The sequence below is a fragment of the Roseburia lenta genome (assembly GCF_014287435.1).
GTDB lineage: Bacteria > Bacillota > Clostridia > Lachnospirales > Lachnospiraceae > Pararoseburia > Pararoseburia lenta.
Map to the genome: position 1 here is coordinate 15,518 of NZ_JACOPG010000003.1, position 17,517 is coordinate 33,034.

Here is a 17,517-nt window from a genome sequence, read left to right on the forward strand (position 1 = left end):
CATCTAAAATCAATGTATAAATTATACTATAATGAAGCAAATAATGAAAGGAGAATGCTGAAATGTTAGTTAAAAATCTGAAAGTGCTTCACATGGAAAAACCTCTCGCTATCGATGTTGTGCCGTATTTTTCTTGGATGATGGAAAGTGATATTCCGAATACCATGCAGGAGTTTTATCAGCTCACAATAAAGGATACTGCGGGAAACTGCATATATGACTCGGGGGTTGTTGAAAGCAGCAGCAACGCTTATATTCCGTATAAAGGAGCAAAATTACAGAGTAGAATGAGGTATCTATGGACTGTGCGTGTTTCGGATAATCACGGAAATACTGCGACTGCCACATCTTCTTTTGAGACAGGTCTTTTATCAGAAAGTGACTGGTCTGCAAAATGGGTGAAGGCTCACAGAAAAGGCAAAAAAAGAAAGCCAGGATTTGGGAAACAGCAGCCTGCCACTCTTTTTCGTAAACAATTTGCACTAAAAGATAAACCTGTGAAAGCCCGTCTGTATGCTACCTGTTATGGTACATATGAATTATACCTGAATGGCAGCCGGGCAGATTCCCGTCTTTTAGCTCCGGAACATACCGTTTATGAGAAATATCTGTGCTACCAGACGTATGATGTGACAGAGCAGTTGACAGAAGGTTCGAATGCCATTGGCATGCATGTGGGGGATGGATGGTATTTATGTCCTCAGTCATTGCCCAATATGAAAAAAATGGACTATGCACATGCAGTACTCTTTCAGTTGGAAATTACTTACCCGGATGGTTCAATGGATATGATTATCTCTGACGAGGATGTGAAATGTTCCAACGGTCCCGTTCTGTCTGCGGATTTGTATGCAGGAGAATATTATGATGCGAATAAGCAGATAAAAAAGTGGAATTGTGCAGACTTTGTGGATTCCGGATGGACTTCCTGCATGGAAGCAAATTATGGATATGAGAATCTGGTATCTCAGATTGGAGAGCCCGTCGTGATCGTGAAGGAACTTCCTGTTTCCCGACTGACGAAAAGTCCGAAAGGAGAATGGATTCTGGATTTTGGACAGAATATTGCAGGATTTGTCCGTATGAAGGTAAATGCTCCAAAGGGAACACAGATTACCTTAGAACATTGTGAGATACTGGACAAGCAGGGAAATTTCTTTAACAATATTCAGGGAGCCGGCGGCGTGGGAAAAGGTGTTGACCAGAAGGATGTTTATGTATGTGATGGAACTTCAGCCACTTATGAACCTCATTTTACATACCATGGTTTCCGCTATGTGCGTGTGACTGGAATTGAGCCAAAAGCAGAAGATTTTACGGCATGTGTCGTATCAACAGAAAAGGAAAATCTCGGTACTTTTAAGACATCAGATGAACGTCTGAATCGTCTCTACGAAAATATCAGATGGTCTCAATGCGCTAATATGCTTTCTGTGCCGACAGACTGCCCGCAGCGGGAAAAAGCAGGATGGACAGGAGATATGCTTGTCTATTCCAGAACAGCTCTTCTGAACGAAGACTGCACCGCTTTCTTTACCCGTTGGCTGTACAATATGGAATGTGATCAGGATGAGTATGGCATTATTCCCATGGTAGTTCCGCAGGATGGAAATTATCCATCTATGGGCAAACTGATGAGTATGATGTATGGGGTAAAAGGTTCCGGAACTTCTTCCGGCTGGGGGGATGCTGCTGTGGTTGTTCCGTATTCTATGTATGAGATTACAGGAAATACAGATATCCTGAGACAACAGTATTATTGTATGAGACGCTGGTGTGACTATATCATTCTTCAGGCAGCATCCAATAAACCAAAAGACAGTACCCTCCCTGATGATATTGAGAAATATCTTTGGGATACCGGTTATCACTATGGAGAATGGTTGATTCCAAGTCAGAGCAAAAATGGTCTGGATATGAAAAACCTGAAAAATATTATGAGTATGAGTTCTTGCTACACAGCTCCGATTTTCGGATGGAATTCGGTTCATACTTTTGCGAAGATTGCTGAAATTCTTTCTGAAGAGACCGATGACAACATTTTATATTTGTCTGACATGAAAAAATATCAGGATATTGCAGATCGCATGAAGGAAGCCATTCAAAAAGGTGTTATAAAAGAAGATGGTTCTATGCCTTCGGATCTGATGGGAGCATATGTACTTCCAATTTATTTCAATCTGGTTCCGAAAGAACATAAAGAGACTTTTGCTGGAAATCTTGTAAAGTCTGTTGAGAATAACGATATGTGCATGGATACAGGATTTCTGACCACGCCGTATCTGCTTGATGCACTATGCAAAATCGGACGAATAGATCTCGCTTATACGCTGCTGTGGCAGTCAAAAAAGCCTTCCTGGTTATACGAGGTAGATGCGGGCGGCACAACGATATGGGAAAACTGCAATGGCTATGATGATGACGGAAATCCTGGTAACTTGAGCTTTAATCACTATGCATTTGGTGCTGTCGCAGACTGGATCTTCCGCACAGTAGGAGGTATTGACACAAAGGCTGCCGGTTTTAAACACCTTCGTATTGCACCGAAGCCGGATGGAAAGATTCGTTCTAGCAGCAGAAGTTACAGAACGGAGCAGGGTACAGTAGTCTGTGAATGGAATATAACAAAATCTGAGAAGAAAAATATTTTTTCATTGCACACGGTAGTTCCATGTAATACAGTTGCAACGATCGAATTACCGGATGGTACTGTTCATGATGTAGGAAGTGGAGAATATAGATATGAAGTCGAAATATCCTTATAGTAAAGAATTGAAAAAAGCCATAAGTTTTAGCAATATAGATCTGGAAAAAAAAATAAGAGATGGTAGTCTGGCAAAAGTTGCCGGTTTTTTAAATAAGCAGGTCTCCTCATATAAGAGCAAAATAGCAAAAGTCAGAAAGGATACCTATCATTCTTTTGATCAAAAAGGAAACTTATACCATTCCTATGAAAAATGAGTTACATGATTTGCCGCCTGCTTATATAGAACCACAGCAATTTGATACCTTGCGGGATGAGGCAATTGTTTACGCCAATAAGTTAAAAAATGCCGGAGTAGACGTAGATTTAAATGTAATATCAGGCTCTTATCATGGATTTGATGCAGATTTAAAGAGCCCTCTTGTAAAAAGAGTTTTTGAGAAACGATATGAAGTGATACGAAAGTTTATACAATAAAGTAAGAGCCATGGAGATTTTTTTCCATGGCTTATACTTTATTTGATCAATGCGGATCTTTATCAGCATATGACGACGGCAAAGGTCAAGGTTGTCATAGTAGAAGAGCATTCGATTGTTGGAGGCTGGGAAACGAGTTTATTCTGGCGCTGTATAAAAATAATAAATCTGTGGAAAAATAATCCATAAAAAATGAGGAAAGAAGAGGAATGATATGGATTATTTAGAAATTGAAAAAGTGGTAGGAAGGGAAATCTTAGATTCCAGAGGAAATCCGACTGTTGAGGCGGAAGTACATCTTATGGATGGAACGGTAGCTCGCGCAGCAGCACCGAGTGGCGCTTCTACTGGGGAATTTGAGGCATTAGAACTGCGTGATGGTGATGAAAAGCGATATGGTGGCAAAGGTGTTTTGCAGGCGGTAGGACACATTAACGATGAAATTAATGATACCATAAAAGGCATGGATGCTTCAGATATCTACGCGATTGATCGCGCCATGATGCAGGCGGACGGCACGGAGGACAAGTCTCATTTTGGGGCAAATGCTATTCTTGCCGTATCGATTGCCTGCTGTCGAGCGGCGGCGAGAGCACAGGCTATTCCGCTGTATCGTTTCTTAGGGGGTACTTATGGCAGACGCATGCCGGTGCCAATGATGAATATTATAAATGGGGGCGTACATGCGCCGACCTCCGGGCTGGATGTGCAGGAATTCATGATCATGCCGGTGGGGGCAGATTCTTTTCGCGAGGGTCTGCGCTGGTGTGCAGAGGTCTTTCATGCGCTGGCATCCCTTTTGCGGGAAAAGGGCATGACGACTTCTGTAGGTGACGAAGGCGGTTTTGCACCGGAATTGTCATCGGATGAGGAAGCGATCGAAACGATCATGGAGGCAGTGGAGCGTGCCGGGTATGAGATGGGTACACACTTTAAAATAGTTTTGGATGCAGCATCTTCGGAATGGAAATGCACGGCAGACTGCTTTCATGAAGATACTGTTGTCAGCAGCAGTGGGCAGGTGTATTATCATTTGCCAAAGACAGGTGTGGATTATACCACAGATCAATTGATCGCACACTGGAAGGAATTGGTGGAAAAATATCCGATCATATCCATTGAGGATCCTCTGGATGAGGATGACTGGGAAGGCTGGCAGAAATTAACACTGGAAATCGGTGATAAGGTACAATTAGTGGGGGATGATCTCTTTGTGACCAATACCAACCGCCTGCAAAAAGGAATTGCGCAGGGATGCGGCAATGCCATCCTGATAAAATTGAACCAGATTGGAAGCGTCTCAGAGACACTGGATGCCATTCGTTTGGCACATGAAGCGGGTTATCGGGCGATTGCATCACACCGCTCGGGAGAAACAGAGGATACAACGATCGCAGATCTGGCGGTTGCCATGAATACCGGTCAGATCAAGACAGGTGCGCCAAGCAGAAGTGAGCGTGTGGCAAAATATAATCGTCTGTTGCGCATTGAGGAAGAACTGCATGGACAGATATAAATGGCATAAAACGTGACGTCGGCTGTGCTTAGTCATGTTGGAAAAGTGTGTAAGGATCCTCAATGAAGTTGCAAAAAAGCAACACGTGTATCAAAACGCCTAGAAGGAGGAGAACAAATGCGATTAGAAAAGAAAGCGACTATGGAGAATGCAAAGGAACTTTGTATCGAAGCAATGGAAAAAGACGCCATACTTGGAAAGAATGCAGAAAGAATTTTGAAGATATAAAAAAATCCCAGACGTGTCGTGCGTCTGGGATTTTTCACATAATAGGCACATTCTTTTTATGCATCCATACGGCGGATATACTGCATGAAGAAAGAAACACCCGGAAGGATCTGGTCAATCGGGAACCGCTCATTGGTAGAATGCGGTGTATGTGTCAGTTCTGATGGCAGTGAAAACGGCGAAAAACGATAAAGATTTTCACAAACGCACTCATAATGGTAAGAGTCTGTGCAGGCTGTCAGTAGGTAAGGTGTGCAAAAAGCATTTTCTTGGCCTTCGGCAAAAATAGCGTCGATGGTATGGAAAGCCTGCGTGTCGATCGGGGAAACGGCACTTGCCTCTTTTCCCTTGATCAGGCGGATGCTTGCGTCGTAATCTTTTGCCAGATTCTCCAAATGCGCTTGTACGGAAGCCAGCGTATCCCCCTGCAAAAGGCGGAAATTGATCACACAACTTGCGGATTCCGGAAGTACATTTGGCGCTGGAGACGCAGATGCCATGGTTACAGCAGTGGATGTCTGTACCATGGATGCCGTAAAGGAATTGCCCTTCATGGCTTTTGCAAGGATTGATTTTAATATGCCCGGATGTTTTAAAATTGTTCCGATTGGGGAAGTCATATGGCTTCCGATGGTGGAAAACATAGACAGGACCGGACTGGTAAAGCGCGCCTCAAACGGATGATTTTCAATCTTGGTGATAAGTTCTGCCAAGAGACCGAGTGCGGTATGCTTTGGCGGGAAAGAGGAATGTCCGCCCTGCCCTTTGACCGTGATCTCATAGTCGGCATAGCCTTTTTCTGCGACACCAACCATGGTCACATGGGCATCCAGCAGTTTTTTGGCATGCACATCCATAGAGCCGCCGCCTTCATCCAGGATGCTGTCAAAGTGGATGCCACGCTCGTGGAGAAGTGCTGCAATTTTTTTGGCCCCATTGTCCTTGCCTGCAACAATTTCCTCGTTGTAGTCGAGGCATACATAGACGTCACGCTTTGGCGCATAGCCTTCTTCCAGCAGAGTCTCGATAGCCTCGATGATGCAGAGCAGATGACTTTTCATATCCAGTGCGCCTCTGCCCCAGATAAAAGTCCCGTCGTTAGCACCGGAAAATGGTGGATTTGTCCAGTCGTTCTCAGTTCCCGGAGCAATGGGAACGACATCCTGATGCGCCAGAAATCCAATCGGATCCAAGGAAGCATCGCTGCCTTTCCAGTGCAGGATCAGTCCGGCACGACCGACTTCTTCGACATCTAAGGTAGAGAAGGTCTTTGGGTATGCTTCTTTTAGGAAGTCATGAAATTCTTTGAATTTGGTCCAATCCGTGTCTGCTTCGTCTTCGTGGGAAATGGTAGCAATCTGGATAGCGCGACTTAGGTTCTTGGCAAAACGTTCTTCATTTACATGTTCTAATTTCATAAGGAAATACCTCGTTTCATAAAAATCAAACTGATCATAGTATGTTCGGAATAGTCAAATTATATCACAGAACGCTAAATTGGTTCGGTAAATTGTCGGGATTCGGTGTATAATAATAGAAACACATGGAAATGGAGATGACGATGAAGTATTATATGGCACCCATGGAAGGACTGACGGGTTATGTGTATCGCAATGCATATCACAATTTTTTTTATCCGATGGATCGATATTTTACCCCTTTTATTGCAAATAAAAAGATGAGCAGTGGCGAACGTAGAGATATTTTGCCGGAGAATAACGAGGGCAAGTGTGTGATACCGCAGATTTTGACAAATCGAAGTGAGCATTTTCTTGCTGTCGCTGGAGAACTCACACAATATGGATACGACATGGTAAATCTCAATGTGGGATGTCCGTCGGGGACAGTCGTTGCCAAAGGACGAGGCGCGGGTCTTTTAGAAGACCCGGAGACCTTGGATCGTTTTTTATATGAGATTTTTGCGGGTTATGATGGCAGAATCTCGGTCAAGACGCGGATCGGCATGGAAGATGAGGAGGAGTGGAAGGATATTCTGGCAGTCTATGAGAAATACCCATTGGAGGAACTCATCATCCATCCCAGAGTGCGCAAGGATTTTTATAAGGGAAAGCCGCGGCTCGATGCCTTTTCTTATGCGATGGAAGAGAGCGGGCACAGGCTTTGCTATAATGGGGACATCTGTTCGGCAGAGGATTTACAAGATAGGAAGGAGCGTTTCCCGGACTTGGATCGCGTCATGCTGGGACGGGGACTTTTGTGTAATCCTTTTTTGATCGAAATGAGTAAGACGGAGGATGATGTAGGGAGGAAAACGGCGGATGATGCGGCGCACGACCATATGCAGGAGAAAAAAGAACGCCTCTATGCCTTTCATCAAGAGATCTTAGAAGGTTATATACAGATCATGTCGGGTGATCGCAATGTATTATTCCGTATGAAAGAATTGTGGTTTTATCTTGGGGATTGTTTTACGAATGCGGATAAATACCTGAAAAAGATCAAAAAATCGGAGCGGCTGGTTGCGTATCAGGAAGCTGTAGATGCACTATTTCATGAGCAGGAGTTACGATAGAAAAAGTAGTGTGAAACGCTTGCTATCTTTTGGCACATGAAATATATTTTAGTTAAAAATGATAAAGAAAATGATAAAAAGAAAGGTGAGGAAAAATGGTAAAACATGTGATTTTGTGGACACTGAAGGAAGAGTTTTCAGAGGAAGAAAAGCAGCAGATCAAGGCAGGGATCAAGGAAGGCTTGGAAGGTCTGGCGGGGCAGATCCCGGGTTTGCTTGAGATTCATGTGCAGACAGAGAGTCTGCCAAGTTCTAATGTGGATATCATGTTGGATACGACATTTGAAAGCGCGGAGGCATTGCAGGGGTATAGTGTGCATCCGGCGCATGTAGCAGTTGCAGATGGCAAGGTGCGTCCATACACGGCGACGCGTTCTTGCATGGACTTTGAGGTGTAAAAGACACCGGAAAGGGGAAGGCATGAAAGAAAAGAAACAGGGGGCAAAATTTTGGTTTTTAGTCTGGGGGCTGGGAATTGCAGGACAGATCTGTTGGAATATGGAAAATCAATGGTTCAACACCTTTGTCTATGCAAAGATCGCGAAAGACCCGACGATCATTTCGTGGATGGTCGCCATATCGGCGATCGCAACGACCATATCGACATTTTTGTTTGGATGTGTGTCGGATCGTAAGGGAAAGCGAAAGATCTTTATCGCTCTGGGCTATATTTTGTGGGGGATTTTTACCATTGTATTTGGACTGACCCAGTACATGACGGATGGCAGTGGAAATAGCACGGGAAGCGTCCTTATCGTGGCAGGAACAGCGGTCGTGATCGCGGATGCAGTCATGAGTTTCTTTGGATCCATGGGAAATGATGTCGGTTTCAATACCTGGATCAACGATCACATGAATGATGATAACAGAGGGCAATTAGGCGGAGCGCTCGCAACGCAGCCGGTCATAGGAACGATCGCGGGAACAGTGCTCGGTGGTATGCTTGTCGGTGCAGATGACAATTATATGCGGCTCTTTCTTGTTATGGGGATCCTTGTGATCCTGTTTGGCATTTATTGTCTCTTTGCCATGAAAGATGCACCGGGACTCAAAGAGAGTAAACGTGGCAGTTTCGGACAGCAGTTCTTTTCCATCTTTAATGTAAAAGAGTATGTAAAGTTAAAAGAACTGGTCTGGGTAAACTGGTCACTGGCGGTCTATTTTATCGCTTTTAACATGTATTTTACCCATCTGGGAAATTATATGATCTATTATCTGGGATTTACTGCCGATATGATGGGATATATGGAAGGTATCGGACTGGTGCTTGCCATGTTAGCCGTTATTCCGTCAACGAAGATCATCAATCAGGGAAAAATTCCGGGCTTGTGTCAGGTAGCAGTCTTTTTAAATTGCATTGGCGTTGGTATGTTGGGGCTTTTTGTACGACCGGAAAATGTAAATACGCAGACGCTTTGGAATCCGGTTCTTCTCTTAGGTATCTTTGTTTTGGGACTTGGTTATATGCTCTTTTTACAGGCGATTACCGTCTGGGGCAAACAGTTGTATCCGGAGGATGCCAGAGGACAATTTGAGGGCATTCGTATCGTATTCTTTGTCCTAATCCCGATGATCGTTGCACCGATGATCTCCAATCCGATTATCATGCGCAGCGGAAAGTTCGTAGATTCCTATGGATTTACGGAGTATCTGCCGACCCATACCCTGCTCATCGTAGGAGCTGTGCTGGTGCTTCTGACCTTGATACCTCTGGCATTTGCCAAGAAATATTACATAAAACGTATAAAATAAGGTATGATATCCCGCCTATGATTATGGGGATGTCAAAAGAAACGTTCAAAGCGTAGCAGTCTAAAGGCTGCTGCGCTTTTATGTAATAGGATATTACGCACATGTTCTTTTGAAGATTCTATAGATGTCTACGCAACGTAGATTGCGATACAGATAGATTTTATGTTACGATTCTGACAAACAGGAAGGGGGATGCACATGGATACGGTAATACTAGGAGAATTTATTTCAAAAAGAAGAACAGAACTCCATATGACGCAGGCGGAACTTGCAGAAAAAATACATGTGACAAATAAAGCAGTTTCCAAGTGGGAAAATGGAAGGGGCTTGCCGGACATAGATAATATGCAGGAACTGGCAGTGGCACTGGAACTGAATTTACAAGAATTGCTGGAATGTCATGTGTATCAAAAGGAAGAAGAGAAAGGGGGGACTGAGAAAGTATTGCAGGAGGCATTGGCATATGCACAGATGAGGATAGGAAAAGCAAGACGTAAATGCTTGTTCATATTGATCTTGGCATGGGGACTTATGTTTGCTTTGATTTATGTCATGTGTACATATATGAATCTGAACCAGCATCTGGAATTACGGGCGCTATTGATTGGATTTTTGGTTCTGGAAGTGGGATTGATTGGGAATGTACTGCGTGTTTTGCAGGAGTAGAGGCAGAAAAGAGAGAATATTCCGACCGGAGAAGAGACTGGCAGATGTCAGTCTTTTTTTGTGGCGCCAAGGTACATTTTTACATAATTTTTCCATAAACCCTTGACATATAACTGCATATACTGTATATATAACATATAAACAGTTATATAACAGTTAAAAAACAGGTAGGTGATGTCTACGAAATTGATACAAAATTCAGGAATACCGATTTATCAACAGATCGCAGATGCTTTCCGCAGTGACATTCTTTCGGGAAAGATGCAGCAGGGGGAGTACCTGCCATCGATCCGCGGTCTGGCAAAGGAACTAAAGATCAGTGTCATTACAACGATGAAGGCATATGAACTCCTCGAAGAGGAGGGGCTGGTGACCGCCATTCAGGGCAAAGGCTTCTGTGTCAACGCACAGGATTCACAGATGCTGCAGGAACAGCACATGCGCAGGATCGAGGACAGTCTTACGGACGCGATCAAGGCTGCGCGGATGGCAGGGATTTCCAGAGACGAAGTAATGAAGACATTTGATTTGCTATGGAATATGCAGGAATAGGAGAGAGGCAATGGAAGAGGTAAAGACAGCAGTTTCAATAAATAATTTCAGCAAAAAGTTTAGGGGCTTTACACTGGATGTGCCGTGCTTAAAGATCCCGCAGGGCTTTGCGACAGCCCTGATCGGAGAGAACGGCGCCGGTAAGACAACACTTTTAAATGCATTGGCAGGTGTGCGGCTCGATTATAAGGGCAACATGGAGTTTTTCGGACAGTGGGATGATAAGGAGCGTGAAAATGCCGATTGCCCTGTCAAGGAGATGATCGGCTACGTTGGACCAAACAATTATTATCTTCCGCAGTGGACGGTCAAACAGGTAGAGGAGATCACCGACCTGCTTTATCAGAATTTTGACTGCAACAAATTTGAAAACTACATCCAACAGTTGCAGGTTGCAACGAAAGATAACAAGGGCAAAGGAAAAAAGTCAATGACTTATCAGATGGAAACCGCATGAAACTTATGCTTTCCGGCGTTTTTGCCAGAGAGACGCAGATGCTTCTTTTGGATGAACCGGCATCTCCGCTGGACCCATTGATGCGTGATGTTTTATGCGATATGATCCGTGGCTATTTGGAGGAAGGTGCTGGAGAAAAGACGGTTCTTTTTTCCACACATAATATTGCAGATATGGAAAACGTAACAGATTATGCGGTGATTGTAGAGCATGGACAGGTGGTGGAAAAAGGCTTTGTGGAAGACTTAAAAGAAAAATATGTCTATGTCAAAGGCGAATTGAAAGATGTCTGTACGGCAGAGAAATTTATGTACAGCATGACAAAAAATAATTACGGCTACGAAGGTATTTGTCTGGCAGAGGATATGGATAAACTGGCAGGATTAGATGTTACCGTTCAGACACCGACCTTGTCCCAGATCAGTGTGGCGATCATGAAAAAATCCAGCAAGGTGCATCTACAGTAAGGGGGCTTATGATGAAAGCGATAAAAATGTATTGGAATAATACAACACTCATATACAAGATCACAGCGCTTTTGCTCATCCCACTTGTTGTTATCTTTACCAGCAGGATTCCGGTATTATCTGCATCTGATGGCCCTGATCCGGAGTTTAGTGTGATCGGTTTTGGTATACTTATCGGATATATCTTGCTGGAAGTCTTTACAGATAGCTGGAACTTTAGCGGTATATATGGCAAAGAATTTCGCGGGATTGAGTTAGTGAAGGCATCGACAAACGGCATGAAATTGTATGGGCAGATGCTGATCGTAGACGGCGTTCGCAGGTGTCTCTACTTTGGTATCCTGGCAGGCATTTGTATGTGTTCGGTGGCATCGGGCTTGATCATGGGAGCCGTTGCGACTTTTGCCATCATAGGAAGCCGGTTTTTTGCAGGCTATGTCAGCAACTTGCTGTTTTCTTATCTGGCCCCGGTTCTGGCGGTTATCCTTGTCTTTTGTCTTTATGAGGGTAATCTGATCCTGCAATGGGGCGTAGCCCTGCTGCTGGCGATTATTGCAACGATCCTAGAAGCCAGATTGGCAGTTAGAAGGATGGAAAGGAGTTATTATGATCGAGAAGATTAAATATATATATGAATTTCAAAAATATGGTTTTCAGAGGAAAACACAACTGGTCAGCATGCTCATCATGTATGTGATCGGTCTTGTCATGGAAGTAGTTTCGCATGGAACCTATTGGCTGGGCATGTTTTTTATGATGATGTCACCGCTTTTTGTGACGCAGACCCTCTATAGCATCTGTATGTCGGGGCTGGTTGCGGCAAGCCCACGTGGAAAGCAGATTCAGACTTCACTGGCGTGTCTCGGCGACCTTGTGACCACTCTGGTATCCATGAGTATTCTGGTTGTCTTGAAGATTGTGGAGGTAAAGGTATATCCGGACCATGCAAGAGTTGTCTTAAGTGCTTTTGTCATCTTATGTCTGATCATGATTATATTGCATCTCTACACGGCTTTGGTGTATAAGTATTATGCTTTATCGATCATATTGTTATTCGCGATCATCTGTCCGATATCCTATGTTATGGGCTATCAATCTGTAGGGGAGAGCAGTTTTGTCTTGTCTTTTGTTCCGGCATCTCCCGGGCTAGTCATCCTCTTTGCCTATGCAAGTGCGCTGGTTGGTGTGGGACTGGAATATCTGATCGCAAAACTGGTCTATCGTGCACCGCTTTCTAAGTATGCGCAGGGGGCAGCCATGCGAAAATATCTGAAAAATTAATCGTGTAAAAAGAAAAATCCCCGGGATGCATGATAGTCAGAAGTCTGATTATCGAGTCGTCCCGGGGATTTTTAGATAATTATACTGTCGTAAATTTGTAAACGGTAGAAGTCTTGACCGTCTCTCCTGCCTTTTCTAGCGGCTGCGGGAAAGATGGGATGTTGATGGCATTTGGGAAATACTGTGTCTCAAAGGCTACGCCATAGCGTTTGCCATAAGTACAGCCGCCCTTGCCGACTAGTCCCTCATTGATATAATTGCCGCCGTATAACTGCATGCCCGGCAGATCTGTGTAGACTTCCATCTTGCGACCGGATGCCGGATCATAGAAGGAAGCAGCAATTCCCATTTGACCCAATGGTTTGTCGAGTACGAAGTTGTGATCGTATCCGCCTGCCCATGCAAGCTGCTCGTAAGCATCATCCATCTCTGGTGCCATAGGCTTAGGTGTTGTAAAGTCCATTGGTGTGCCTGCAACATCGAGAAGTACGCCGTCTGGGATAGAAGCGTCGTCTGTCTGGGTAAAACGGCTGGCGTTGATCCAGATCTTCTGCTCCATAGCGGAAAGTCCGGCATCGTGTCCGGCAAGGTTAAAGTAAGAGTGGTTGGTAGGATTGAAGATTGTGTCTGCATCAGAAAGTCCGGTGTAGTCCAGACGCAGTTCCCTATCTTCTGTCAGTGTATAAGTCACGGTATAGGTTGCGTTTCCCGGAAATCCCATATCCATATCCTTCTTCTTATAAGAAAAAGTGATGCTGTTTTCGGATACGGCATCGACATCCCAGATACGGCGACAAAGAGGATGGAAGCCGCTATGTAAATTGTTGACACCGTCATTTTTATCCAGTTCGTAGGTCTTGCCATTCAAGGTAAATTTGGCATCACCGATGCGGTTGCCGCATGGAACGACGCTGCATCCAAAGAAAGCATCGTTGGTAAAATAGTCTTCTAAATGTTCATAGCCAAGTACAATGTCCTTGCAATCCCTATTTTTATCAGGAACAAAGAGTGTCAAAAGATTGGCACCGTAATTCATCACGCTTGCCCGCATGCCATTGGTTCCGGTCAGTTCGTAAACTACAACATCTTCTCCATCGGGTGTCTGTCCCCATACATGTTTTTCCAAAGTAAATACCTCCTGTCAAATCGGTTTTTGGCAATATTCTGCCAAGTTAGATTTATTATAGCAAAAGATACCTGCATTACCATGTAAAGTAGTTGATTTTTTTGTATCAGTTTTTTGCCAAGAAAGATCAGATGCAAAAAGATATATAAAAATTTGTAAAAAAAGCAAAATTTTGATATCGAAAAAAGAAAGGCTGCCTTATGATACAAAATAAGAATAGATAATTTCGCGCTGGAATGTGCATATAAGAAGGAGGAAAAGGAATATGAAGTATTTTTGTAATCCGTTAAATGTGGATTACCGTTACCAGTTCAACCAGCAGGTTATGCCGGGATTGGGTGAGGGTGCGATCGAAGTATCGCGTGAAGCGGCAGATCCATCTATGATTTATTTTAAAGGAAAGTATTATATCTTTGCATCTATGACACTGGGTGTCTGGGTATCTGAAGATATGGCAAATTGGGAAGCAAAGCGTCTGCCGGACAATCTGCCATTTTATGACTATGCACCGGATGTACGCGTCTTAGGTGACTATGTTTATTTCTCTGCTTCCAAAAGAGGAGAGCCTTGTAATTTTTATCGTACCAAGAATATTGAGGAAGGACCTTATGAGGAGATCAAGGGAAGTTTTGATTTCTGGGATCCAAACCTTTTTGTAGATGATGATGGAAAAGTATATTTTTATTGGGGATGTGCCAATATGACGCCAATCTGGGGCGTGGAAATGGATCCGGAGACCATGCAGCCAAAGACGGAGCGAATCGAACTTGTGCATGGTAATTGGAGTGAAAATGGTTATGAAGTCTGTGGAGAAGACCATTGCGACCTGCCTTTGGAAGACGATGCTTTGGAAGCAAAATATCGTGGATTCATGCAGATGCAAGGAATGGATCCGGATAATCTGCCACCGCAGATGCAGGGCATGGCTATCATGTTAAAGGGTTATGTCAGCGGTCGCCCATACATCGAGGGTGCCTGGATGGATAAGCATGATGGCAAATATTATCTCCAGTATGCCTGCCCTGGTGCACAGTATAATGTGTATGCGGATGGTGTTTATGTATCGGATTCCCCGCTGGGACCTTTCAAATTGGCACAGAATAATCCGTATTCTTACAAACCAGGCGGATTTATCCCGGGAGCCGGACACGGTTCTACCATGCGCGATCAGAAGGATAACCTTTGGCATACTTCTACCATGCGTATCAGCATCAATCATAATTTTGAACGTCGTGTCGGTGTATGGCCGGCGGGCTTTGATGCAGACGGCGAATTATTCTGTAATCAGAGATATGGTGACTGGCCACAGGCTGTCAGCGGTGATAAGCAGGACCCATGGAAGAATCCGGAGTGGATGCTCTTAAGTTATGGAAAGAACGCGACCGCATCTTCTGCAGAAGAAGGAAAAGGTGCGGATAAGGTTACAGAGGAAAATGTCCGTACATGGTGGCGTGCTGCAAGCGAAAAGCCGGGTGAATGGGTACAAGTAGACCTGGGCGAGACTATGGATGTACATGCGATCCAGGTCAACTTTGCAGACGACAAGATCGAAATCCCAACACCGGGAGAACTTCGTGGAAATCAGACCGGAAAGCGTTATATTGAGGAGCGCGATCTGATCACACGCTGGACATTGGAAGGATCCGTGGATGGCAAAGATTACTTTATGATTGAGGATAAGTCAGAAGTTACAACAAACCTGCCACATGATCTTGTGGTAAGAGAGGATGGCTTACAGATACGTTACCTGAAATTGACAGTTCTCGAAGTGCCATACGACCAGAAAGCATGCGTCAGCGGACTTCGTGTCTTTGGTAGGGGGAATGGACAGGCGCCAAAGACTCCTACATTTGCAGCAAAACGTGAGGCTGACCGCAGATACATGAAAGTTACGATCGAGAGTCCTAGTGATGATGTCGTAGGTTACAACATCCTCTGGGGACATAAGGCAGACAAGTTATATCATAGTTATATGGTATTTGGCGTGACCGAGAAAGAGATTAAGGCACTTGTTACCACACAGAATTACTTTGTCCGCGTGGATGCTTTCAATGAAAATGGCATTACGGAAGGTCAGGTTATTGCATTATCATAATACCTGCAAAAACTTTATAAATAAGAAAACTCCTGCTGTCTCTGAATTACGTGAGATAGCAGGAGTTTTGTTACATATATAAGTATTTAATTTTTTTCAGTTAAAAAGATCAGCTTGATATCACAAATCCATAAAATCAGTGACATTGCATTAACAAGGGTGGAGACAGATTTTGATACACTTTTTATAGAATTTACAGAGGAATACATGATAAAACAGTTGCCTTTTTGGAACAAGTGATATACAACTATATTGGAGTATGAGCGAATTTGATTTGCTAGGAGGAGTTAAAAGTGAAAGTTATCATTGCTGGTGCCGGAAAAGTTGGCTGTATGCTGACCAAAAAACTGCTGGCAGAAGGTTATGAGGTTACGCTGATTGATAATAATCAACAGGTGATGGAAGTATGTTCTGACCGTTTTGATGTTATGAGTGTACAGGGAAACTGTGCTTCTATGGAGGTCTTAGAGCAGGCAAATATACGAAAGGCGGATCTTTTGATCGCTGTTGCGGGAAAGGATGAGTTCAACCTCTTATGTTGCATGACTGCACATGGCATGAATCCTGATATTCATACGATCGCCCGTATTCGTAACCCAGAGTATGGAGATCAGATCTATAAAATGAGAGATACTTTTGCGCTTTCTATGACGGTAAATCCGGAGAGACAGGCTGCACTTGAGATTGACCGTCTCTTGAATTATCCGGGTTTCCTGCGAAGAGACACCTTTGCGCGTGGCAGAGCAGAGATCGTAGAATTGAAGATAAAAGAAAATTCCAAACTTTGCAACATTGCACTGAATGACCTGAACTCGATCGTAAAGAGTAAGGTCTTGGTGTGTGCTGTGCGAAGAAACGGCGTGGTCAGTGCACCGGATGGTAATTTCGTCTTAAAAGAGGGCGACCGTATCTATGTAACGGCGGCAGCCAAGGAACTGACAAGCCTTTTGAAAAATCTTGGCATCATCACCCATAAGGCAAAACGTGTGATCCTGTGTGGCGGCGGAAAAGTCAGTTTTTATCTGGCCCAGATGTTGTCGCGCGCCGGTATTGATGTACATTTGATCGAGAAGGACAGAGACCGTTGCGTGGAACTGGCAAAATATCTGCCGGACGTATCCGTGATCTGGGGCGATGCCAGCAATCAGACATTCTTGGAGAGCGAAGGCTTAGAGCAGTGTGACGCTCTGGTTACCATGACAAGTTATGATGAGATGAACATGATCATTTCGCTTTATGCACAAAATTGTAACGTGGAACAGGTGATTACCAAGGTGGATCATACCGAGAATTCCATGATCCAGGATATCTTGAACCTGGGAAGCGTTGTCTGTCCGAAGGAGTTGTGCTGTAACCAGATCGTGCGTTATGTGCGTGCTATGGAAAATACCACAGGTGCGGCGTTATCCGTACATTCTTTTGCAGAGGGACAGATGGAAGCCTTGGAATTTCGCGTGGATGAAAAGACGAGAAACTGTGGCAAGCCGTTAAAGGAACTGCAGTTGCGCAAAAATGTGCTGATCGCGTGTATCACGCGTGGAAAGATGCCGGTCATCCCGGATGGAGAATCGACCTTTGACGTTGGCGATACCTTAGTGGTTGTAACGAACGGCGATGTGGTTCTTCACACATTAAATGATATGTTTGCATAATATAAATTAGA

General features: G+C 44.1%; 17 protein-coding genes. 15 read left to right on the forward strand and 2 right to left on the reverse strand.

Translation table 11 applies throughout. The features are described 5' to 3' along the window. The first annotated feature begins 62 nt into the window (after positions 1-62). The 4 genes from H8R94_RS07650 (at position 63) to eno (ending at position 4,697) form a co-directional block, all read left to right on the forward strand. A complete protein-coding gene (locus tag H8R94_RS07650) occupies positions 63-2,765 on the forward strand; it encodes an alpha-L-rhamnosidase (protein WP_186854304.1) in 2,703 nt (900 codons plus the stop codon). Next, positions 2,743-2,961 (forward strand): hypothetical protein, encoded by a 219-nt coding sequence (locus tag H8R94_RS07655; protein ID WP_186854305.1) that lies wholly within the window; start codon positions 2,743-2,745, stop codon positions 2,959-2,961. The genes H8R94_RS07650 and H8R94_RS07655 overlap by 23 nt, the downstream gene beginning before the upstream one ends. Further along, on the forward strand, positions 2,951-3,181 hold the full coding sequence (locus H8R94_RS07660; protein WP_118281394.1) for an alpha/beta hydrolase: 231 nt from the start codon (positions 2,951-2,953) through the stop codon (positions 3,179-3,181). The genes H8R94_RS07655 and H8R94_RS07660 overlap by 11 nt, the downstream gene beginning before the upstream one ends. Before the next feature lie 214 nt (positions 3,182-3,395). After that, entirely contained in the window at positions 3,396-4,697 is a 1,302-nt protein-coding gene (gene eno / locus H8R94_RS07665; protein WP_186854306.1) for a phosphopyruvate hydratase, read from the forward strand. Between the two features lie 284 nt (positions 4,698-4,981). Here the strand turns inward: eno and H8R94_RS07670 are convergent, their stop codons facing one another. Continuing rightward, the gene (locus tag H8R94_RS07670; RefSeq protein WP_186854307.1) at positions 4,982-6,343 is read right to left on the reverse strand and encodes a M20/M25/M40 family metallo-hydrolase; all 1,362 of its coding nucleotides are present in this window, start codon (positions 6,341-6,343) and stop codon (positions 4,982-4,984) included. A gap of 143 nt (positions 6,344-6,486) precedes the next feature. Between H8R94_RS07670 and H8R94_RS07675 the strand changes: the two genes are divergently transcribed. The 9 genes from H8R94_RS07675 to H8R94_RS07710 all read left to right on the forward strand — a co-directional run bounded on the left by H8R94_RS07675 (position 6,487) and on the right by H8R94_RS07710 (position 12,633). After that, on the forward strand, positions 6,487-7,458 hold the full coding sequence (locus tag H8R94_RS07675; protein WP_186854308.1) for a tRNA dihydrouridine synthase: 972 nt from the start codon (positions 6,487-6,489) through the stop codon (positions 7,456-7,458). Between the two features lie 95 nt (positions 7,459-7,553). Continuing rightward, positions 7,554-7,856 carry a Dabb family protein gene (locus H8R94_RS07680; RefSeq protein WP_186854309.1) on the forward strand — a complete coding sequence of 101 codons (303 nt, stop codon included), beginning with the start codon at positions 7,554-7,556 and terminating at the stop codon, positions 7,854-7,856. A 22-nt stretch (positions 7,857-7,878) separates the two neighbouring features. After that, complete coding sequence (locus H8R94_RS07685; protein WP_186854310.1) at positions 7,879-9,210, forward strand: MFS transporter; 1,332 nt, start codon at positions 7,879-7,881, stop codon at positions 9,208-9,210. Between the two features lie 198 nt (positions 9,211-9,408). Further along, positions 9,409-9,876: a helix-turn-helix domain-containing protein gene (locus tag H8R94_RS07690; protein ID WP_186854311.1), complete on the forward strand. Its 468-nt coding sequence runs from the start codon at positions 9,409-9,411 to the stop codon at positions 9,874-9,876. Between the two features lie 186 nt (positions 9,877-10,062). Next, positions 10,063-10,428 (forward strand): GntR family transcriptional regulator, encoded by a 366-nt coding sequence (locus H8R94_RS07695; protein WP_330593040.1) that lies wholly within the window; start codon positions 10,063-10,065, stop codon positions 10,426-10,428. Between the two features lie 10 nt (positions 10,429-10,438). Beyond that, complete coding sequence (locus tag H8R94_RS12185) at positions 10,439-10,885, forward strand: ATP-binding cassette domain-containing protein (protein WP_243238488.1); 447 nt, start codon at positions 10,439-10,441, stop codon at positions 10,883-10,885. Then, positions 10,882-11,352: an ATP-binding cassette domain-containing protein gene (locus H8R94_RS12190; RefSeq protein WP_243238489.1), complete on the forward strand. Its 471-nt coding sequence runs from the start codon at positions 10,882-10,884 to the stop codon at positions 11,350-11,352. Before H8R94_RS12185 ends, H8R94_RS12190 begins: the two co-directional genes overlap by 4 nt. Positions 11,353-11,363: 11 nt before the next feature. Beyond that, on the forward strand, positions 11,364-11,975 hold the full coding sequence (locus H8R94_RS07705) for a hypothetical protein (RefSeq protein WP_186854313.1): 612 nt from the start codon (positions 11,364-11,366) through the stop codon (positions 11,973-11,975). Beyond that, positions 11,959-12,633, forward strand: coding sequence for a hypothetical protein (locus H8R94_RS07710; RefSeq protein WP_186854314.1), 675 nt, complete (start codon positions 11,959-11,961; stop codon positions 12,631-12,633). Before H8R94_RS07705 ends, H8R94_RS07710 begins: the two co-directional genes overlap by 17 nt. A gap of 79 nt (positions 12,634-12,712) precedes the next feature. Here H8R94_RS07710 and H8R94_RS07715 read toward each other — a convergent pair whose 3' ends face one another. After that, positions 12,713-13,759, reverse strand: coding sequence for an aldose epimerase family protein (locus tag H8R94_RS07715; protein WP_118281404.1), 1,047 nt, complete (start codon positions 13,757-13,759; stop codon positions 12,713-12,715). Between the two features lie 265 nt (positions 13,760-14,024). Between H8R94_RS07715 and H8R94_RS07720 the strand changes: the two genes are divergently transcribed. After that, positions 14,025-15,854 carry a family 43 glycosylhydrolase gene (locus H8R94_RS07720; protein ID WP_178009741.1) on the forward strand — a complete coding sequence of 610 codons (1,830 nt, stop codon included), beginning with the start codon at positions 14,025-14,027 and terminating at the stop codon, positions 15,852-15,854. Between the two features lie 293 nt (positions 15,855-16,147). Further along, positions 16,148-17,506, forward strand: coding sequence for a Trk system potassium transporter TrkA (trkA, locus tag H8R94_RS07725; RefSeq protein ID WP_118535495.1), 1,359 nt, complete (start codon positions 16,148-16,150; stop codon positions 17,504-17,506). Positions 17,507-17,517: the final 11 nt, after the last annotated feature.

Coding starts and splice junctions, on each gene's coding strand:
- H8R94_RS07650 (WP_186854304.1), top strand. CDS start 63: ATGTTAGTTAAAAATCTGAAAGTGCTTCACATGGAAAAACCTCTCGCT.
- H8R94_RS07655 (WP_186854305.1), top strand. CDS start 2,743: ATGAAGTCGAAATATCCTTATAGTAAAGAATTGAAAAAAGCCATAAGT.
- H8R94_RS07705 (WP_186854313.1), top strand. CDS start 11,364: ATGAAAGCGATAAAAATGTATTGGAATAATACAACACTCATATACAAG.
- H8R94_RS07685 (WP_186854310.1), top strand. CDS start 7,879: ATGAAAGAAAAGAAACAGGGGGCAAAATTTTGGTTTTTAGTCTGGGGG.
- H8R94_RS12185 (WP_243238488.1), top strand. CDS start 10,439: ATGGAAGAGGTAAAGACAGCAGTTTCAATAAATAATTTCAGCAAAAAG.
- H8R94_RS12190 (WP_243238489.1), top strand. CDS start 10,882: ATGAAACTTATGCTTTCCGGCGTTTTTGCCAGAGAGACGCAGATGCTT.
- H8R94_RS07680 (WP_186854309.1), top strand. CDS start 7,554: ATGGTAAAACATGTGATTTTGTGGACACTGAAGGAAGAGTTTTCAGAG.
- eno (WP_186854306.1), top strand. CDS start 3,396: ATGGATTATTTAGAAATTGAAAAAGTGGTAGGAAGGGAAATCTTAGAT.
- H8R94_RS07660 (WP_118281394.1), top strand. CDS start 2,951: ATGAAAAATGAGTTACATGATTTGCCGCCTGCTTATATAGAACCACAG.
- H8R94_RS07710 (WP_186854314.1), top strand. CDS start 11,959: ATGATCGAGAAGATTAAATATATATATGAATTTCAAAAATATGGTTTT.
- H8R94_RS07675 (WP_186854308.1), top strand. CDS start 6,487: ATGAAGTATTATATGGCACCCATGGAAGGACTGACGGGTTATGTGTAT.
- H8R94_RS07670 (WP_186854307.1), bottom strand. CDS start 6,343: ATGAAATTAGAACATGTAAATGAAGAACGTTTTGCCAAGAACCTAAGT.
- H8R94_RS07690 (WP_186854311.1), top strand. CDS start 9,409: ATGGATACGGTAATACTAGGAGAATTTATTTCAAAAAGAAGAACAGAA.
- H8R94_RS07720 (WP_178009741.1), top strand. CDS start 14,025: ATGAAGTATTTTTGTAATCCGTTAAATGTGGATTACCGTTACCAGTTC.